We start from the raw sequence: 16,686 nt of genomic DNA, 5'->3' as shown, positions 1-16,686 counted from the left end.
CAGCCCTCTGCCGCATGCGGGTCAAAATGCTACCTGTGTCATATGCCCTATAATGTCCGACCGTTGAGCGGCATGGGGCCGCTGCTTAAGGTATGGGAGGCGCAAATGGCAGAGTCGGCAGCAGGGGATGCCCTGTTCGAGCGTACGGGAAAAGTTTCGTTTGTGCAGGTATTACCCCATGCGCTGCAGCATGTGCTGGCGGCATTCGCTGGTATCGTCACGCCCGCCATCATTATCGCGTCGGTCTGTGGCTTTACCCCTCAAGAGGAAGCCGCTGTCATCCAGGCGTCGCTCGTCCTCTCGGCGCTCGACATTTTCCTTCAACAGTTCCCCATAAAAGGTGTCGTCGGTTCGGGCCTGCCCATCGTGATGGGCGCGAGCTTCACCTTCGTGCCGGCGCTCAAGGCGGTCGGTCTTGAGCTCGGCTTTGAGGCCGTGCTGGGCGCCCAGGTAATCGGCGGCGCGCTCGTCGTGCTCTTCGGCCTGCTGTTTAGGCGTGTGAGCTTTCTGTTCCCGGCCCCGGTGCTTGGCACCGTCATCTTTGTCATTGGCCTGTCGTTATGCCCAGTGGCAGTTGCCTCCATGGCGGGCGGGGAGGGCGCTGCCGATTTTGGCAGTGTCACCAACTGGGCCGTCGCGCTCGTGACGTTTGTCGTCACCTTTATGGCCGGTAACTACGGCAAGGGCGCGCTTAGGCTGGGCAGCATCCTGGCCGGTATCTGCGCGGGCTTTGTTTTGGCTGCAGCGTTGGGCATGGTCGATTTCTCGGCCATCGCGACCGCCAGCTGGTTTGCTCCGCCTGCCCTGGGCGCCCATCGCCTGGTGTTCGACCCGGCCGCGTGCGCCGTCGTGGGCGTTGTCGCCATTGTCAACGCCGTGCAGGTCATGGGCGAGTTTGCCGCTGTCTCGTCCGCTGCGCTCGATACCCCTGCGACCGATAGCCAGATTTCGGGCGGTTTGATCGCCAACGGCCTGGTCGGTATGCTGTCGGGCTTTTTGGGCGGCGTCCCCACGGCAACCTTTGGCCAGAATGTGGGCATTATCGCCGAGAACAAGATCGTCAACCGTGTGGTCTTTACGCTTGCCGCCGCCATCTTGCTCATCGCGGGCCTGCTGCCCAAGTGCGCGGCAGTGCTCACGTCCATTCCGCAGCCGGTAATCGGCGGCGCCACGATCGGCGTGTTCGCGACCATCGGCATGAACGGCGTGGTCATGTTTTCCCGCCACGGCCTGTCTCAGCGCGATACCACGCTCATGGGCCTCTCCATCGCCTTCGGCACGGGCATCGAGCACACGGCCGGCGCGCTTGCTGGCGCTGGATTCCCCGCATGGGTTGGCACCGTCTTTGGCGGATCCTCCATTGCCGTCGCCGCGCTTGTCGCCGTCGTCCTCAACCTGGTCCTGCCCCACCAAAAATAACGCCCCATATATGAGTTGCGGTGTAATACGGACTGTTTAAGCTTGTTAAGCCATCAAACAGTCTCTATTTCACCGCAACTGCCATTTTCCTCCGTCCTCTAGGGATCAATTTGTGCGGGGGAGTTGTGGAGTTGTGCAGGCAGACGAGGTTTTTCTGGAAATACGCTCCCGATGCGCGTATAGTACCGATTGTTTTGTCGGCTCCTGCTGCGTCGAGTCCAAACCGCAAAATGCCATGAGCGGCGCGGATGCAGCCAGGAGGCACGAGGACAACCCATCGTGGCCACGCCCCGTGCTTAAAACCCCAAGAAGGAGTGAACAATGGCAGAAGAGAAGTATGTGCCGCGTCTGAAGACCAAGTACAACAACGAGGTCAAGCAGCAGCTTCAGGACAAGTTCCAGTACGAGAACGTCATGATGATCCCCAAGTTTGAGAAGATCGTCGTGAACATGGGTGTCGGCGAGGCCGCTACCGATTCCAAGGCCATCGACGGTGCCGTGCGCGACCTGCGCGCCATCACCGGCCAGCAGCCGATGATCACCCGTGCCCGCAAGTCCATCGCTACCTTTCGCCTGCGCGCTGGTATGCCGATCGGCTGCAAGGTTACCCTGCGTGGCGACCGTATGTGGGAGTTCTTCGATCGTCTGACCTCCGTCGCGATCCCCCGTATCCGCGACTTCCGCGGCATCTCCGCCAAGAGCTTCGACGGCCGTGGTAACTTCTCCATGGGCGTTACCGAGCAGCTCATCTTCCCCGAGATCGACTTCGACTCCGTCGATCACCAGCGTGGCATGGACATCACTTTCGTGACCACCGCCAACACCGATGAGGAGGCCAAGGCCCTTCTGGACGCCTTCGGTTTCCCGTTCAAGAAATAGGTTCACCTGCCCTATAAGCGCCGTTCCCACAAGGGGGCGGCGCTTGGGGCGAACAATACTCTATGTGAGGAGGATATAAGTGGCTAAGACATCGATGATCGTCAAGTGCAATCGCAAGCAGAAGTTCTCTACTCGTGAGTACACGCGCTGCCAGCGCTGCGGCCGTCCGCACTCTGTGTACCGCAAGTTCGGCCTGTGCCGTGTCTGCTTCCGCGAGCTTGCACTCAAGGGCGAGCTTCCCGGCGTTAAGAAGGCCAGCTGGTAAGTCACTACCAGCGTTTCAAGCATCAGTTTGGAACAGGGAAAACGCGCTAAAAAGGCTTTGCCGTTAAGGGCGGCGAAGAACCAAGAGCACGTGTTCATCAAGAACGAAGGAGAATCTGTATGAACCTTACAGACCCGATCGCAGATATGCTTACGCGCATCCGTAACGCTAACTCTGTGAACAAGGCCACGGTCTCCATGCCGAGCAGCAAGAAGCTCGTCGAGATCGCTCGTGTTCTGCACGAGGAGGGCTACATCGAGGGCTACGATGTCGAGGACACCGTTCCCCAGAAGACTCTGCACATCACGCTTAAGTATGGTCCCAAGAAGGCTAAGGTCATCAACGGCATCCGCCGCATTTCCAAGCCGGGCCTGCGTAAGTACACCGGCGTTGCCGACATGCCCCGCGTCCGCGGCGGCCTTGGTACCGCCATTATTTCCACCAGCCATGGCGTCATGACCGACCGCGATGCTCGCAAGCACAACGTCGGCGGCGAGATCATCGCTTACGTCTGGTAATTCGCTCGGTAGGTAGAAGGAAAGGAGATCACCGTGTCTCGTATCGGTAATAAGCCTGTCCAGATTCCCGCCGGAGTCGAAGTGGCAGTCAACGGCAACAACGTTGTCGTCAAGGGCCCCAAGGGCCAGCTCGAGCTCGATGTCTTTGAGAAGCTCGCTATCAACGTCGAGGACAACGTCCTCACCGTTTCCCGTCCCGACGACGAGCGTGAGACCCGTGCCCGCCACGGCCTCACCCGCGCCCTCATCCACAACATGGTTGTCGGCGTTTCCGAGGGCTTCGAGAAGAAGCTCGAGCTCGCCGGCGTCGGTTACCGCGTGCAGCAGAAGGGCAAGAACCTCGAGTTCTCCCTGGGCTTCTCGCACCCCGTGATCGTCGAGGCTCCCGAGGGCATCACCTTCGAGGTTCCCGACAACACCCACGTGAACGTCAAGGGTATCAACAAGCAGCAGGTCGGTCAGATCGCCGCTGAGATCCGCGGCCATCGTCCTCCCGAGCCTTACAAGGGCAAGGGTATCCACTACGTTGGCGAGCACATCCGCCGCAAGCTGGGTAAGGCCGCCAAGTAGTCGTAACCGACTCACTCGCATAAGACCAGCACCCCGTCAGGTGCTGGCAAGATCAACCTTTTTAGGAGTTTACGTATGAACAAGCATAAGGCGAAGCTGGAAGGCCTCAAGCGTCGTCAGCGTCGTGTTCGCGGCAAGGTCTCGGGTACCTCCGAGCGTCCGCGTCTTCGCGTGACCCGTACTAACGCCAACATCTATGCCCAGATCATCGACGACAGCAAGGGCTCTAGCCTGACGCTCGTCTCTGCCTCGACCCTCGAGGCCGAGTTCAAGGGCACCCACACCTCGAACAAGGAGGCTGCGGAGAAGGTCGGTCAGCTCGTTGGCAAGCGCGCCATCGAGGCCGGCATCACCAAGGTCGCCTTCGATCGCGGTGGCCGTATCTACCATGGCCGCGTCAAGGCCCTCGCCGACGGTGCTCGTGCCGCCGGTCTCGAGTTCTAGGAGGTATGTAGCACATGGCTCGTAATCAGAAGCAGCAGCGCGAGGCCTCCGAGTTCGAGGAGCGCGTCGTTTACATCAACCGCGTGTCGAAGACCGTCAAGGGTGGTCGTCGCATGAGCCTCGTCGCTCTCGTCGTCGTTGGCGACGGCAAGGGCAACGTCGGCGTTGGCATGGGCAAGTCCGCTGAGGTGCCCCTGGCCATCTCCAAGGCGTCTCTCGATGCCAAGAAGAACATGTTCCACGTGCCGGTGACCGAGCAGGGCACCATCCCGCACGAGGTTCTCGGCCACTTTGGTGCCGGCCGCATCATCATCAAGCCCGCTGTCGAGGGTACCGGCGTTATCGCCGGCGGCGCTGTGCGTCCCCTCTTCGAGCTTGCTGGCATCAAGAACGTCCTGTCCAAGTCCCTCGGTACCGACAACGGCCTCAACATCATCAAGGCTGCCGTCGAGGGCCTCAAGGAGCTCTCCAGCCCTGAGGACGTCGCGGCTCGCCGTGGCCTGACGGTCTCCGAGATGTTCGTCGGTAAGGAGAACTAAGCATGGCTGACACCATCAAGATCAAGCAGGTCCGCAGCACCAACGGTTGCAAGCAGGACCAGGTCCGTACTGTCCGTGCCCTCGGTCTCCACAGGATCCGCGAGGTTCGCGAGATTGCTGACAACGAGTCCGTCCGCGGCATGATCTTCAAGGTCAAGCACCTTGTCGAGATTGTAGAGGAGTAGCAAATGCAGCTTCACGATCTTACTCCCGCGCCCGGTTCCACCAAGAACCGCAAGCGCGTCGGCCGTGGCAATTCTTCGGGTCACGGCACCACTTCTGGCCGCGGCCAGAAGGGCCAGGGTTCCCGCTCTGGCGGCACCAAGGGTGCCGGCTTCGAGGGTGGCCAGACTCCGCTGGCTATGCGCCTGCCCAAGCTTCCGGGCTTCCGCAACCCCCGTCGTATCGAGTACACCGCTGTTAACGTTGAGCGTCTCGAGCGTAAGTTCGAGGATGGCGCTGTGATCGACGGTGCCGCTCTTAAGGCCGCTCGCATCACCAAGAGCGAGTTCGAGCCCGTCAAGGTGCTCGGCAATGGTGAGCTCACCAAGAAGTTCACGGTCAAGGTCGACAAGGTCAGCGCTTCTGCGCAGGCCAAGATCGAGGCCGCCGGCGGAAAGGTCGAGCTGCCGTGCTAAATGGTCTTAAGAATGCTTTCCGCATCAAAGAATTGCGCGAAAAGATTCTTTTTACCATAGCTATGCTCGTCGTGTACCGCATTGGTGCGCACGTTCCTGTGCCCGGCATTCCCTTCCAGGGGATGCTGGGCCTTTTCTCGACCGATAACAATTCGGTCGCCGCAGGTGCTATGGCCCTCCTGAATCTTTTCTCTGGCGGCGCGTTGAGCTATGTGTCGGTGTTTTCGCTGGGCATCATGCCTTACATCACCAGCTCAATCATCCTCCAGATGCTCCAGGCCGTTGTGCCTTCCCTGCATGAGCTTGCCCGCGAGGGCGAGGTCGGTCAGACCAAGATTACGCAGTATTCGCGTTACCTCACCCTGGCTCTGGCAATCCTCAACTCCGTGGGTTACCTCTTCCTCTTTAAGAGCTTCGGCATCAGCTTTAATGGCGCCGGCGCTCCCGAGATCATCTTCGACCTCATGATCGTCGGCACGCTCACTGCGGGCGCTATGCTGATCATGTGGATTGGTGAGCTCATCACCCAGCGCGGTATCGGCAATGGCATGTCCCTGATCATCTTTGCGAACATCATGGCCGGCCTGCCGCAGGCGATCTTCTCCAGCACCGAGGGTAATGCCGGTGGCATCATCACCATGGTGATCATCTGCGCCATCATCCTGCTGGTTATCCCGCTGATTGTTTTTCTTGAGCGCGGCCAGCGCCGCATCCCGGTCTCCTACGCTAAGCGCGTCGTGGGCCGTCGCATGATGGGTGGCCAGACCACCTACCTGCCCATCAAGGTCAATACCGCGGGTGTCGTGCCGATCATCTTCGCTTCGGCGCTGCTGTACTTCCCGGCTCAGATTGCCGTGTTCTTCCCCGGCATCGGCTGGATTCAGGCAGTTGCCTCTGCGCTTTCGACCGGTTGGCTCAACTGGGTGCTTAATGTTGTCCTCATCGTGTTCTTCGCGTACTTCTACACCTCCATGGTGTTCAACCCCGATGACACGGCCGACAACCTTAAGAAGCAGGGCGGCTTTATTCCGGGCGTCCGTCCGGGTAGGGCTACCGCGGCCTACATCAAGAACGCGCTCAACAAGATCACGCTTCCCAGCGCTGTCTTTTTGGCGCTCATCGCCATCGTGCCTTCGATCATCTTCTCCTTCACGGGTAACCATCTGATCCAGGCATTTGGCGGCACGTCCATCCTCATCATGGTCGGCGTCGTGCTCGACACGGTCGATAAGCTCGAAGGCCAGATCAAGATGTATGATTACGATGGATTCTTTAAATAGGCTAGAGGAGGATTGCTCATGAACCTCGTATTGCTCGGAGCTCCGGGTGCCGGTAAGGGCACCGTCGCACAGGAGCTCGTCGCCGAGTATGGCGTCGCTCACATTTCCACGGGCGACCTGCTGCGTGCTGCCGTCAAGGGTGGCACCGAGCTTGGTATTCAGGCTAAGAAGTACATGGACGCTGGCGAGCTCGTTCCCGACCAGCTCGTGATCGACCTTGTCAAGGAGCGCCTTGCTGCCGATGACGCCCAGCAGGGCTTCATCCTCGACGGCTTCCCGCGCAACACCGCCCAGGCTGTGACGCTCGATTCCGAGCTCTCCGCCATGGGTCGCGAGATCGACTGCGCCCTTCTGGTCGACGTGGCCCCCGAGGTCATCATCGATCGTCTGTCTTCGCGTCGCACCTGCCGCGCCTGCGGTTACACCGGCACCGCTGCCGATGCTACCTGCCCCAAGTGCGCCGGCGAGATGTATCAGCGCGACGACGACAAGCCCGAGACCATCAAGAACCGTCTCGACGTCTACGAGAAGTCCACGAGCCCGCTCGTCGACTACTATCGTGGCCAGGGTCTGCTCAAGTCGGTCAACGGTGACCAGGCTCGCGAGACCGTGTACGGGGATGTCAAAGAGGCTCTTGGTCTATGATCAAGATTAAGTCTGCAACGCAAATCGAGCAGATGAAGAAGGCAGGAGCGCTATCTAAGATGGCGCTCCGCCACGTTGGAGCCATGGTGCGCCCTGGTGTTTCGACCTTTGAGCTCGATCAGCTCGCGGAGCAGATTATCCGTATGCATGGCGGCACCCCGGCCTTTAAGGGTTACGGCGGGTTCCCCGGTACCATTTGCGCATCGATTAACGATGCCGTGGTCCACGGTATTCCCAACCCCGACATGATCCTGCGCGATGGCGATATCATCTCCATCGATACGGGAGCCGTTGTCGACGGTTGGGTTGGCGATAACGCTTGGACGTTTTTCGTCGGCACCCCTACGCCCGAGGCCAAGGCCCTGTGCGAGGTCACGCGCGATTGCCTTAAGGCTGCCATCGAGCAGGCTATTCCCGGTAACCATATCGGGGACGTCGGTTATGCCGTTCAGTCTCTCGCCGAGTCTCACGGTTACGGCGTGCTTCGCGACTATGTGGGCCATGGCATTGGCCGTGTGATGCACGAGGACCCCAACGTTCCTAACTATGGAAAGAAGGGGAGAGGCGTTCGCCTCCAGGCTGGCATGGTCATTGCCATCGAGCCGATGGTTACGATGGGTTCCAACCATGTGAGCACGGGCTCCGACGGTTGGATCGTCACGACCAACGACCACCTGCCCGCCGCGCACTACGAGAACACCGTCGCCATTACCAATGACGGACCGGTGATTCTCACCACGGATGCCCAAGGTGCTTGGTGTTCCTTGCAGGGCGGTGAAATGTAGGGGTCCCGTTCAAATACGTCGGCATCTACATTTCTGTAAAGTAACAAGTTCCGCTTAGTTGTGGAGCCATTACGAAGATATTACGATACGTGCATGCGTATTGTAGAATACTCAATCGCTGTCGTTTTCTAGAGAAAGATGATTGCTTGTGAAGAAGGAAGACGCAATTGAGCTCGAGGGTACGGTAAAGGAACCGCTGCCCAACGCCATGTTTAAGGTCGAGCTCGAGAACGGTCATTCGGTTCTGTGCAACATTTCTGGCAAGATCCGAATGAATTACATCCGTATTCTCCCCGGTGACAGGGTTGTCGTGGAGCTTTCCCCGTACGACCTGACCCGCGGCCGCATCACCTATCGCTACAAATAGCGGCACGCATACACGCACTCCATTTCCGGCTGCAGGCTTAGCTCAACCTACGGTCGGATTGTGTGTGAAGACCAGCCATAGTTTTAAACGCCTGCGGCTGGGCGAGTAGATAGTAGGGAAGTAGTTTGAGCGCTACCGAAAGGAAGAACGATGAAGGTACGTCCTTCGGTCAAGAAGATGTGCGATAAGTGCAAAATCATTAGGCGCCATGGCAAGGTCCTCGTCATTTGCGAGAACCCCCGTCATAAGCAGCGTCAGGGTTAAGAGAGGAGACTACGTTGGCCCGTATTAATGGTGTCGACCTCCCGCGTGAGAAGCGCGTTGAGATCGGTCTGACCTACATTTACGGCATCGGCCGCACCACTGCGACGAAGATCTGCGTCGAGTGCAACGTTAACGTGGATACGCGTGTTAAGGACCTCACCGAGGATGAGGTTAACGCCATCCGTGATTATATCGATAAGAACCAGATCATGGTTGAGGGCGACCTCCGCCGTGAGCGCAACCAGAACGTCAAGCGCCTTATGGACATCGGCTGCAACCGCGGCCTTCGTCACCGCAAGGGCCTCCCGGTCCGCGGCCAGCGCACCCACACTAACGCTCGTACCCGCAAGGGCCCGAAGCGTCAGATCGGTGCTAAGAAGAAGAAATAAGGAGCGCTAGATAGATGGCTACTGCTAAGAAGAACGTTCGCGCTGCCCGTCTGAAGCGCGCGGACCGTAAGAACATTTCCGTGGGCCAGGCTCACATTCGTTCTACGTTCAACAACACGATCGTTTCGATCACCGATCCCCAGGGCAACGTCATTTCCTGGAAGTCGGCTGGCCAGGTGGGCTTCAAGGGCTCCCGTAAGTCCACGCCGTTCGCTGCCCAGATGGCTGCCGAGGCTGCTGCCAAGCAGGCCATGGAGCACGGTATGAAGAAGGTTTCCGTCTTCGTCAAGGGCCCCGGCTCCGGTCGTGAGACCGCCATCCGCTCCCTCCAGGCTGCTGGCCTCGAGGTCTCGAGCATCCAGGACAAGACCCCCATTCCGCACAACGGCTGCCGCCCCAAGAAGCGTCGCCGCGTGTAACTGAAAGGATCGTATCAATATGGCAATCGACAGGACTCCTGTTCTTAAGCGCTGCCGTCAGCTCGGGATTGATCCCGCTGAGCTCGGTTACAGCAGCAAGAAGGAATCTATCCGTCAGCCCAAGCGCCGTCGCAAGGAATCTGAGTACGGCATGCAGCTGCGCGAGAAGCAGAAGGTCAAGTTCATCTATGGCGTTCTGGAGAAGCAGTTCCACGGCTACTTCAACAAGGCCCGTAAGATGAACGGCGTCACCGGTGAGAACCTCATGATCATCCTTGAGTCTCGCCTTGACAACGTCGTCTTCCGTCTTGGCTTCGCCCGCACCCGCAAAGAGGCTCGTCAGTCCGTCCGTCACGGTCACTTCACCGTGAACGGCAAGCGCGTGGATATTCCGTCCTACCGCGTCAAGGCCGGCGACGTCGTCGCTGTCGGCGAGAAGTTCCGTGACCTCCTCCCCATCAAGGAGGCTCTGATTTCCTCCGAGCGCTTTGAGGTCCCTGGCTGGCTCGAGGTCGATATCGAGAAGCTGTCTGGTAACGTGCTCGCTCTGCCGACGCGTGAGCAGATCAGCGGTGATATCAACGAGCAGCTCATCGTCGAGCTCTACTCTAAGTAGTCCATCCGGGCTGCTGAGGCTGGAGGTAATACATGTCAGAATTCATTAGGCCTCAGGTTCAGGTCGAAGAGATCAACGAGACGTCTGCTCGTGTCTCCGTCGAGCCGCTCGAGCGTGGTTACGGCGATACGCTGGGTAACTCCCTTCGTCGCGTTCTTCTGTCCTCGCTCGAGGGTGCCGCCGTCGAGGCTATTCAGATCGATGGTGCGCAGCACGAGTTCATGACCATCCCTAACATGGTCGAGGATGTCACCGACATCGTCCTGAATGTCAAGGGTCTTGTCTTCAGGGCTCTCGGCACGACCGACGAGGCGACCGCCACCATTTCTGTTGACGGCCCCTGCGAGGTCACCGGTGCGGACTTCTTTATTCCGTCCGAGTTTGAGCTGGTCAACCCCGAGCAGCACATCGCTACGCTTACCGAGGGTGGCCATCTCACCATGAGCATGCGCATCGGCTATGGCCGCGGCTATGTCTCTGGCGAGGCTAACAAGCGCGACAACGATCCCATCGGTGTGATCCACGTCGACTCGCTGTACTCGCCGGTTTCCCGTTGCGCCAAGCTCGTTGAGGCTTGTCGTGTCGGTCAGCACACCGACTACGACCGCCTTGTCCTCGAGATCGAGACCAACGGCTCCATCGCCCCGCGCGATGCCGTGGTCCAGGCTGCCAATATCATCAACCAGCATATGGCCGCCTTTATGAACCTTGCCGAGACCCCCGAGGTCGAGGAGGAGGCTTCGATCTTCGCTCCCGAGGTCACCAACGACAACGCCGAGCTGGACAAGCAGATCGAGGATCTGGACCTTTCCGTCCGTTCCTACAACTGCCTTAAGCGCGCCAGCATTCACTCGGTCCGTCAACTCGTTGAGTTCTCGGAGAACGATCTGCTCAACATCCGTAACTTCGGTGTTAAGTCGATCGAGGAAGTGAAGGACAAGCTTGAGTCCATGGGCCTGAGCCTGAAGGCTTAATGCTTCGCATATTTGAGGAGAAACTAGACCATGCGTCACAACGTTAAGAAGGGCCTGAAGCTCGGCACCGATGCGAGCCACACCAAGGCCATGAAGAAGAGCCTTGCTAAGGCCCTCTTCGAGAACGACCGCATCAAGACCACCGAGACCCGCGCTAAGGCGCTGCGTTCGGTCGTCGATCCGATCATCACCTGGGCCAAGAAGGGCGACCTGCACTCTCGTCGTCTGGCTATCGCCAAGCTCGGCGATAAGCAGCTCGTTGCCGAGATCTTCGACAAGGCTGCTCAGGGCATGTGGCAGGACCGCAACGGCGGTTACACCCGCATCATGAAGCTCGGTAACCGTAAGGGCGACAACGCTCCCATCGTTATCATGGAGCTCGTCACCGAGCCTTGCACGCCTAAGGCCAAGAAGGCTGCTCCGGCCCCCAAGAAGGCCGCTGCTCCCAAGAAGGTCGAGGCCGTCGAGGAGGCTCCTGCTGAGGAGACCGCTGAGTAGACATTCCGTCTGCATAGGCTATATTCGAGGGGTACGTTCGCGTACCCCTCTTTTTTTGTCGCGATACCGTTGCTTGTTTGTTGGGAGCGCCCATGACCGCGCCGTTTGATTTCAATTCGATTTCCGAGCTTGACGCTACACTCGTATTTCGCGTGGCCTATGATGGCTCGTCGTATAGCGGATTTGCCGAGCAGCCGGGACAGACGACGGTTGCGGGTGAGCTACGTCGAGCCATCGAGACGCTGCTTCGCCGTCCGGTCGATCTGACGTGCGCTGGGCGTACCGATGCCGGCGTGCATGCCGTGGCCCAGTACATCAGCGTGCCCGTAACGGACGCTGAGCTCGCTTGTACGCGCCGTAGGTGGCTGCGGGCTATGGATGCCCTGCTGCCCAAAGATATCGCCATTAACGAGGTCTACAAGGCCCGTAAAGGCTTTTCTGCGCGTTTTGACGCGCGTTCCCGTACGTATACATACCGTATTGCCGATCGAGATGCGCGCCCCGTGCTGTCCCGCGGTGCCGTGTGGTGGCATCGCTATCCCTTGGATGTTGAGGCTATGTCTGCTGCCTGCCCCGCACTGCTGGGCGAGCAGGACTTTAAAAGCTTTTGCAAGGTCGCTTCGGCCGTTGGCAAGCCCACGCATCGCTGCGTGATGCGTGCCGAATTTGGCCATGAGGTTGCGTTTGGCGAGGACATCCTGACGTTCACCATCGAGGGCAATGCGTTTCTGCATTCGATGGTCCGTACGATCGTGGGCACGCTTGTCGAGATTGGCATGCATCGCCGTGAACCCGAGTGGATGCGCGAGGTTATCGATGCTTGCGACCGCACCGCTGCGGGCCCCACGGCTCCTGCCTGCGGCCTTACGTTTATGGGCGTGGATTACGATCCCGCCGAGCTTGTCGTGCTCGACTAGGGTAGGGCTCGACGTGTCGTGCGTCGACACCTGTCATCTGTGGGCTGCGCGTGTGCAACATCTGTTCTTGGCGTGCAATGCAACCGGTGTCTCATTGCTTTTATTGCCGGGGTGTACCATGAACCACGGTTTGATTCATTGCTGTCGAGAGGACGGATAATTTGGTTCGACGTGGCTCGCATCCGCGACTTTCGGTGATCCTTGTGGTAGAAGGTTCGCCCAGCTATGCGATGCGTGCGCTCGAGAGTATCCAGAACCAAGACCTCTACGATTTGCAGATTGTCGTTGTCTGTCGCGATACTGCGCCCGGTGTGCGCCACTCGCTTCAAGTTGCTGCCGACAGGGACATCCATATTGATTTGATTGACGTCGAGGACGCGACGCGCGGCGCGTGTCTTCGTGCCGGTTTTGCTGCCTCGCGCGGCTCTCAAATCATCGCCATGAACGCCGATGAGTGGTTTGCTCCGCAATCCCTTTCCAAGATGGTCGATATCGCGTGCGATACTGCGGCAGACATAGTGTTCCCCACGGTGTCGCTCGACCGCTATGATGCACATCGAGAGCGCCATTCGCGCGTCTTGGATGCTACTCATATTTCCATTGATAGCAAATCTTCGATGGTGGCCGGGCTGCCTCAGTTGATTTTAGGCGGCCTAGTCGTTCAGACCTCTGGCGTGATGTATAGTCGTCCGCTGTTTGAGGCATGCCTGTCGCACGGCAAGGCGTACCGTACGGTTGAGTTTATGGTGTGCGCGCTCTCGCAGGCGCAGCGCGTCTCCGGATGCGGCGACGCTTGTTTCCACACGGTAGCGCCTAAGCTTACAGACGCCTTTGATCCCACCATGTATGCCAAGGTATCCGATGACACCCGAGCGCTCGACGAGCTTGCGGACTCACTCTCGGAAGCAGATAGCGGTGGTCGGCTCAAGCTGGCAAGCCAAAAGTTCTACTTTGCCGGACTGGTCGCCTGCATCGAGAATTTGTGTCTGAGCCCGCATGGGGTGTCGTCAATCGAGCGTTCCGCCCGCATGCGTGATATGCTCGAGGCGCCTCGAACCCGTCAGATGGTCGCCGCGCTCAAGGACAACCATCGGGGACTCGGTCTGTTGTTTGGGCCGATCGCCAGCGCTAAGCCCGCGCGCTGCGTGATGTGTACGCATCTGGCAGCTTTTCTTAACCGGACGGGCGCAAAAACCGTCTAAACGGCTCATTACGAAACAAACTTGCATAGAATTGTTTCGAAATGCGTTCTTATACACAAAAGCCTTCAAATAGCGCTAAACTATTCAAACACTGATTGATTGTCTCCGCCATCTTTTGGAGTGAGGGTTTGTATGGCTAAAAAACGCAATGGGCGCCAGGATGCCATTAGAGATATTGTGCGCAATAAGGATGTCCGCACGCAGCGCGTGCTGGTCGATGAGCTCCGTGCTATGGGCTTTGATTGCACGCAGGCGACTGTCTCTCGCGATATTGCCGATATGGGGCTGCGTAAGCTCCCTGAGGGCATCTATGTTCTGGCAGAGGACCTGCACCTGCAACGTATGGTTTCCGAGCTCGTAACGGGCGTTCTGCGTACTGATAATCTGGTTATGATCAAGGCTCAGCCTGGCACGGCTTCCGGCATCGCCGCCGCTGTTGATGCGGCAGAGTTGCCCGATGTGCTTGGCTCGCTTGCCGGCAACGATACGATTTTGGTTATTGCCCAGACGGCCGAGGACGGCGAGCGTCTCGAGGCGCTGATCAATAAGTTGAGCAATTCTCGCAAGTAGGCGTGCGGGTCGTGCGTTCGGCATTGTGTGCGCTGACATAGTGGCTTGTAAGGGGTATCGACGTTGGTCGGTACCCCCTTTTTGTTTGCCGGTATAAAGACCGCCCTCCAGGTCGTTTCAAACTAAAAGGCCCCGAGCAGTTCAATAAGCTGCTCGGGGCCTTGTTGGCTTTAGTCGCGTACTTCTTAGCCGACCGTATCGTCAGGCGTGGGCGAGGGGTCTGGAGTGGGCGTAGGCGTAGGCGTGCCGCCATCGCCGCCGGTCGAACCACCAGTGGAGCCGCCCGTCGAGCCACCGGTCGTACCGGTGCCGCCGGTGGTGTCGCCGCCCGTGGTCTCGGTGGTCGTGGTCGTCGTGGTAGTCGTTGTGGTGGTTTCCTCTTCCTCTTCGTCCTCGTCCTTGTCCTTGTCGTCGTTCTCCGACTTCTTGGTGTTGTTGGTGCCGTAGAACTTCCAGACGCTGTTGTTCTTGTAGGTGGGCGCCGTTCCGGTCGCAAACTCCTCGCGCTCGGTACCGGTCAGAACGGTGTTCATAAACCGCTTAAAGACAGGCAGGTTGGTGCTGTCGCCCAGCAGGTCCGTGCCGTACTTTTGGATGGGGATCTCGCCCGCGGAATAGCCGGTCCACAGGGCGCATGCCAGCTGCGGGGTATAGCCGCAGAACCACAGGTTGGTGGTGTTGTCGGTGGTGCCCGTCTTGCCGGCATAGGGCTGGTTGACACTCAGGGCGCCGGCAGCACCCGTACCGCTGCCCTTCATGACGCCGGACAGAACATCGGTGACCGCGGCGGCCTCGCCCTCGGTAAGCACCTGTGAGGGATTGTCGGTGTGCTGGTACAGCACCGAACCGGTACGAGAGTCAATCTCGGTGATGGCGATCGGCTGGCGATAGTAGCCGCCGTTGGCAAACGTCGCGTAGGCGGCGGCCATCTCGAGCGGCGAGATCGAGCCGGTGCCGAGGGTCATGACGGGAACGTCCTCGATGTTGTCCTTAGAAGGATCGATGCCGAGCTTTTTGACGAGCGAGATGATCTTGCTGTTGCCGACGGCTTCCGCCACCTGGATGTAGCCGGTGTTGGAGGAGTATGCCGTCGCCTGCTTAAGCGTGATGTTGCCATAGCTCTGGTTGGCGTAGTTTTGTACCTCGGTTGTGGTGCCCTTGGCCTTGAGCGGCGAGTTGCAGTTGAGGGTGACGTTGGGGTTCATGCCGTTTTGGATGGCAGTTGCCAGCGTAAAGGCCTTAAAGGTGGAGCCGACGGGACGCTTGGCCGTGGCATGGTTTACGTGGTTCTCGTCGGCGTTGTAGTCGTAGCCGCCCACCATGCACTTGATGTAGCCGGTCTTGGGGTCGACGACGACCATGCCCATGTCCAGGCCGTCAAGCGAGAGCGTGTCGAGCTGCTCGCGGACGGCATTCTCTGCCACCTGCTGCATCGTGGGGTCGATGGTGGTCTTGACGGTCAGGCCGCCCTTAAAGAGCACGTCGGTCGAGAACTCCTGCTCCAGTAGCTGCTTGACGTAGGAGACAAAGTAGGGCTGCGAGTATACGTCGACGCCGCTGCCCGAGATTTCGGTCACGTTGAGGGTGATGGGCTCGGCCTGTACGGCATCGTGCTCCTCCTGGGTGATGTGGCCCAGGCGCAGCATGTTGTCGAGAACCTTGTTGCGGCGAGACAGTGCCAGATCGGGGTTGACCGTGGGGTCGTACTGCGAAGGCGAGTTGGGAAGGCCGATGAGCAGCGCGGCCTCGCTGAGGGTGAGGTCGGCGGCGCTCTTGGACAGATAGGTCTCGGCTGCGGCCTCGATGCCGTAGGCGCCGTGGCCGTAATAGATGGTGTTGAGGTACATCATGAGGATCTCGTCTTTGGAGTACATGTCCTCCATCTTGATGGCGATGTAGGCCTCGCGCACCTTACGCTCAATGGTCGAGTCGAACTGCTCCTCCTGCAGGATGGTGTTGCGCACAAGCTGCTGGGTGATCGTCGAGGCGCCTTCGTGTCCGCCGCCGAGGGTTGCCACCGCAGCACGCGCGATACCCCACAGGTCGATACCGCCGTGCTCGTAGAAGCGCTCGTCCTCGACGTCAACGGTGCCCTGCAGCACGTAGGGGGAGACCTCGTCCTTGGTGATGGACTTGCGGTTTTGCGTGTAGAAGCTCGCGATCTTGTTGCCGTTGCAGTCGACGATCTCGGTGGGCTCGCTCACCAGATACGCGTTGGCGTCGGTGTAGTCGGGCAGATCGGACAGCCAGCGGTTGACGTTGCCGACCATGCCGATGCCAAATGCCACGCCCGCAATCAGCAGAAAGCCCAAAAACGAGAGCAGGATTATGGGCAGAGCATGCGTCTTTGAACGGCTGCGTCCCTGTCGTTGGCGAGGACCCATATATTGACCTCCAGGTATGTCGTGCCGGACGGCGGATGTGCCGTCGGGGCAGGATGGACATAAGTTATTACACGATAAACCAAACGGGGCGCGCGAGGCCTCGT

23 protein-coding genes are annotated in these 16,686 nt (G+C 59.1%); 22 read left to right on the top strand and 1 reads right to left on the bottom strand.

The genetic code is table 11. The features are described 5' to 3' along the window. Positions 1 to 105: 105 nt before the first annotated feature. The 22 genes from DW645_RS01010 to DW645_RS00905 all read left to right on the top strand — a co-directional run bounded on the left by DW645_RS01010 (position 106) and on the right by DW645_RS00905 (position 14,198). Positions 106 to 1,419 (top strand): uracil-xanthine permease family protein, encoded by a 1,314-nt coding sequence (locus DW645_RS01010; RefSeq protein WP_158568646.1) that lies wholly within the window; start codon positions 106 to 108, stop codon positions 1,417 to 1,419. 321 nt (positions 1,420 to 1,740) lie between these two features. Beyond that, positions 1,741 to 2,298 carry a 50S ribosomal protein L5 gene (gene rplE / locus DW645_RS01005; protein WP_006235260.1) on the top strand — a complete coding sequence of 186 codons (558 nt, stop codon included), beginning with the start codon at positions 1,741 to 1,743 and terminating at the stop codon, positions 2,296 to 2,298. A 79-nt stretch (positions 2,299 to 2,377) separates the two neighbouring features. Beyond that, a complete protein-coding gene (locus tag DW645_RS01000) occupies positions 2,378 to 2,563 on the top strand; it encodes a type Z 30S ribosomal protein S14 (protein WP_022094280.1) in 186 nt (61 codons plus the stop codon). Between the two features lie 119 nt (positions 2,564 to 2,682). Next, positions 2,683 to 3,081 (top strand): 30S ribosomal protein S8, encoded by a 399-nt coding sequence (rpsH, locus tag DW645_RS00995; protein ID WP_006235262.1) that lies wholly within the window; start codon positions 2,683 to 2,685, stop codon positions 3,079 to 3,081. A 33-nt stretch (positions 3,082 to 3,114) separates the two neighbouring features. Continuing rightward, positions 3,115 to 3,651 carry a 50S ribosomal protein L6 gene (gene rplF / locus DW645_RS00990; RefSeq protein ID WP_006235263.1) on the top strand — a complete coding sequence of 179 codons (537 nt, stop codon included), beginning with the start codon at positions 3,115 to 3,117 and terminating at the stop codon, positions 3,649 to 3,651. A 75-nt stretch (positions 3,652 to 3,726) separates the two neighbouring features. Next, positions 3,727 to 4,095 carry a 50S ribosomal protein L18 gene (gene rplR / locus DW645_RS00985; protein ID WP_006235264.1) on the top strand — a complete coding sequence of 123 codons (369 nt, stop codon included), beginning with the start codon at positions 3,727 to 3,729 and terminating at the stop codon, positions 4,093 to 4,095. A gap of 14 nt (positions 4,096 to 4,109) precedes the next feature. Further along, the gene (rpsE, locus tag DW645_RS00980) at positions 4,110 to 4,634 is read left to right on the top strand and encodes a 30S ribosomal protein S5 (protein ID WP_055252236.1); all 525 of its coding nucleotides are present in this window, start codon (positions 4,110 to 4,112) and stop codon (positions 4,632 to 4,634) included. Between the two features lie 2 nt (positions 4,635 to 4,636). Beyond that, positions 4,637 to 4,819 (top strand): 50S ribosomal protein L30, encoded by a 183-nt coding sequence (gene rpmD, locus DW645_RS00975; protein WP_006235266.1) that lies wholly within the window; start codon positions 4,637 to 4,639, stop codon positions 4,817 to 4,819. Positions 4,820 to 4,822: 3 nt separating this feature from the next. Next, positions 4,823 to 5,272, top strand: coding sequence for a 50S ribosomal protein L15 (gene rplO, locus DW645_RS00970; protein ID WP_006235267.1), 450 nt, complete (start codon positions 4,823 to 4,825; stop codon positions 5,270 to 5,272). Further along, entirely contained in the window at positions 5,266 to 6,552 is a 1,287-nt protein-coding gene (secY, locus tag DW645_RS00965; protein ID WP_035137447.1) for a preprotein translocase subunit SecY, read from the top strand. Before rplO ends, secY begins: the two co-directional genes overlap by 7 nt. A gap of 18 nt (positions 6,553 to 6,570) precedes the next feature. Continuing rightward, complete coding sequence (locus DW645_RS00960; RefSeq protein WP_118225856.1) at positions 6,571 to 7,197, top strand: adenylate kinase; 627 nt, start codon at positions 6,571 to 6,573, stop codon at positions 7,195 to 7,197. After that, positions 7,194 to 7,982 carry a type I methionyl aminopeptidase gene (gene map, locus DW645_RS00955; RefSeq protein ID WP_117639640.1) on the top strand — a complete coding sequence of 263 codons (789 nt, stop codon included), beginning with the start codon at positions 7,194 to 7,196 and terminating at the stop codon, positions 7,980 to 7,982. Before DW645_RS00960 ends, map begins: the two co-directional genes overlap by 4 nt. A gap of 148 nt (positions 7,983 to 8,130) precedes the next feature. Continuing rightward, entirely contained in the window at positions 8,131 to 8,349 is a 219-nt protein-coding gene (gene infA, locus DW645_RS00950) for a translation initiation factor IF-1 (RefSeq protein WP_035137443.1), read from the top strand. Between the two features lie 150 nt (positions 8,350 to 8,499). Continuing rightward, positions 8,500 to 8,613: a 50S ribosomal protein L36 gene (gene rpmJ / locus DW645_RS00945; protein ID WP_006363204.1), complete on the top strand. Its 114-nt coding sequence runs from the start codon at positions 8,500 to 8,502 to the stop codon at positions 8,611 to 8,613. A 14-nt stretch (positions 8,614 to 8,627) separates the two neighbouring features. Beyond that, positions 8,628 to 9,002, top strand: a complete 375-nt coding sequence (gene rpsM, locus DW645_RS00940; RefSeq protein ID WP_022094275.1) for a 30S ribosomal protein S13 — start codon at positions 8,628 to 8,630, stop codon at positions 9,000 to 9,002. 14 nt (positions 9,003 to 9,016) lie between these two features. Beyond that, positions 9,017 to 9,421 carry a 30S ribosomal protein S11 gene (gene rpsK, locus DW645_RS00935; protein ID WP_006235274.1) on the top strand — a complete coding sequence of 135 codons (405 nt, stop codon included), beginning with the start codon at positions 9,017 to 9,019 and terminating at the stop codon, positions 9,419 to 9,421. Positions 9,422 to 9,440: 19 nt separating this feature from the next. Then, positions 9,441 to 10,037: a 30S ribosomal protein S4 gene (rpsD, locus tag DW645_RS00930; protein ID WP_006235275.1), complete on the top strand. Its 597-nt coding sequence runs from the start codon at positions 9,441 to 9,443 to the stop codon at positions 10,035 to 10,037. A gap of 32 nt (positions 10,038 to 10,069) precedes the next feature. Next, positions 10,070 to 11,011 carry a DNA-directed RNA polymerase subunit alpha gene (locus DW645_RS00925; RefSeq protein WP_006235276.1) on the top strand — a complete coding sequence of 314 codons (942 nt, stop codon included), beginning with the start codon at positions 10,070 to 10,072 and terminating at the stop codon, positions 11,009 to 11,011. A 30-nt stretch (positions 11,012 to 11,041) separates the two neighbouring features. After that, positions 11,042 to 11,509 (top strand): 50S ribosomal protein L17, encoded by a 468-nt coding sequence (gene rplQ / locus DW645_RS00920; RefSeq protein WP_006235277.1) that lies wholly within the window; start codon positions 11,042 to 11,044, stop codon positions 11,507 to 11,509. A 92-nt stretch (positions 11,510 to 11,601) separates the two neighbouring features. Next, complete coding sequence (truA, locus tag DW645_RS00915; RefSeq protein ID WP_055252241.1) at positions 11,602 to 12,426, top strand: tRNA pseudouridine(38-40) synthase TruA; 825 nt, start codon at positions 11,602 to 11,604, stop codon at positions 12,424 to 12,426. Positions 12,427 to 12,629: 203 nt separating this feature from the next. Continuing rightward, positions 12,630 to 13,628 (top strand): glycosyltransferase, encoded by a 999-nt coding sequence (locus tag DW645_RS00910; RefSeq protein WP_147356616.1) that lies wholly within the window; start codon positions 12,630 to 12,632, stop codon positions 13,626 to 13,628. Between the two features lie 132 nt (positions 13,629 to 13,760). Beyond that, the gene (locus DW645_RS00905) at positions 13,761 to 14,198 is read left to right on the top strand and encodes an arginine repressor (protein ID WP_006235280.1); all 438 of its coding nucleotides are present in this window, start codon (positions 13,761 to 13,763) and stop codon (positions 14,196 to 14,198) included. Positions 14,199 to 14,383: 185 nt separating this feature from the next. On the opposite strand, the gene DW645_RS00900 is transcribed toward DW645_RS00905, so the two are convergent. Further along, entirely contained in the window at positions 14,384 to 16,582 is a 2,199-nt protein-coding gene (locus DW645_RS00900) for a transglycosylase domain-containing protein (protein ID WP_118225854.1), read from the bottom strand. Between the last annotated feature and the right edge of the window lie 104 nt (positions 16,583 to 16,686).

The sequence above is a fragment of the Collinsella sp. AM23-17 genome (genome assembly GCF_003470945.1).
GTDB classification, from domain to species: domain Bacteria; phylum Actinomycetota; class Coriobacteriia; order Coriobacteriales; family Coriobacteriaceae; genus Collinsella; species Collinsella aerofaciens_O.
Note: the sequence above shows the minus strand (reverse complement) of the source record. Positions and strands in the feature narration are given on the sequence as shown.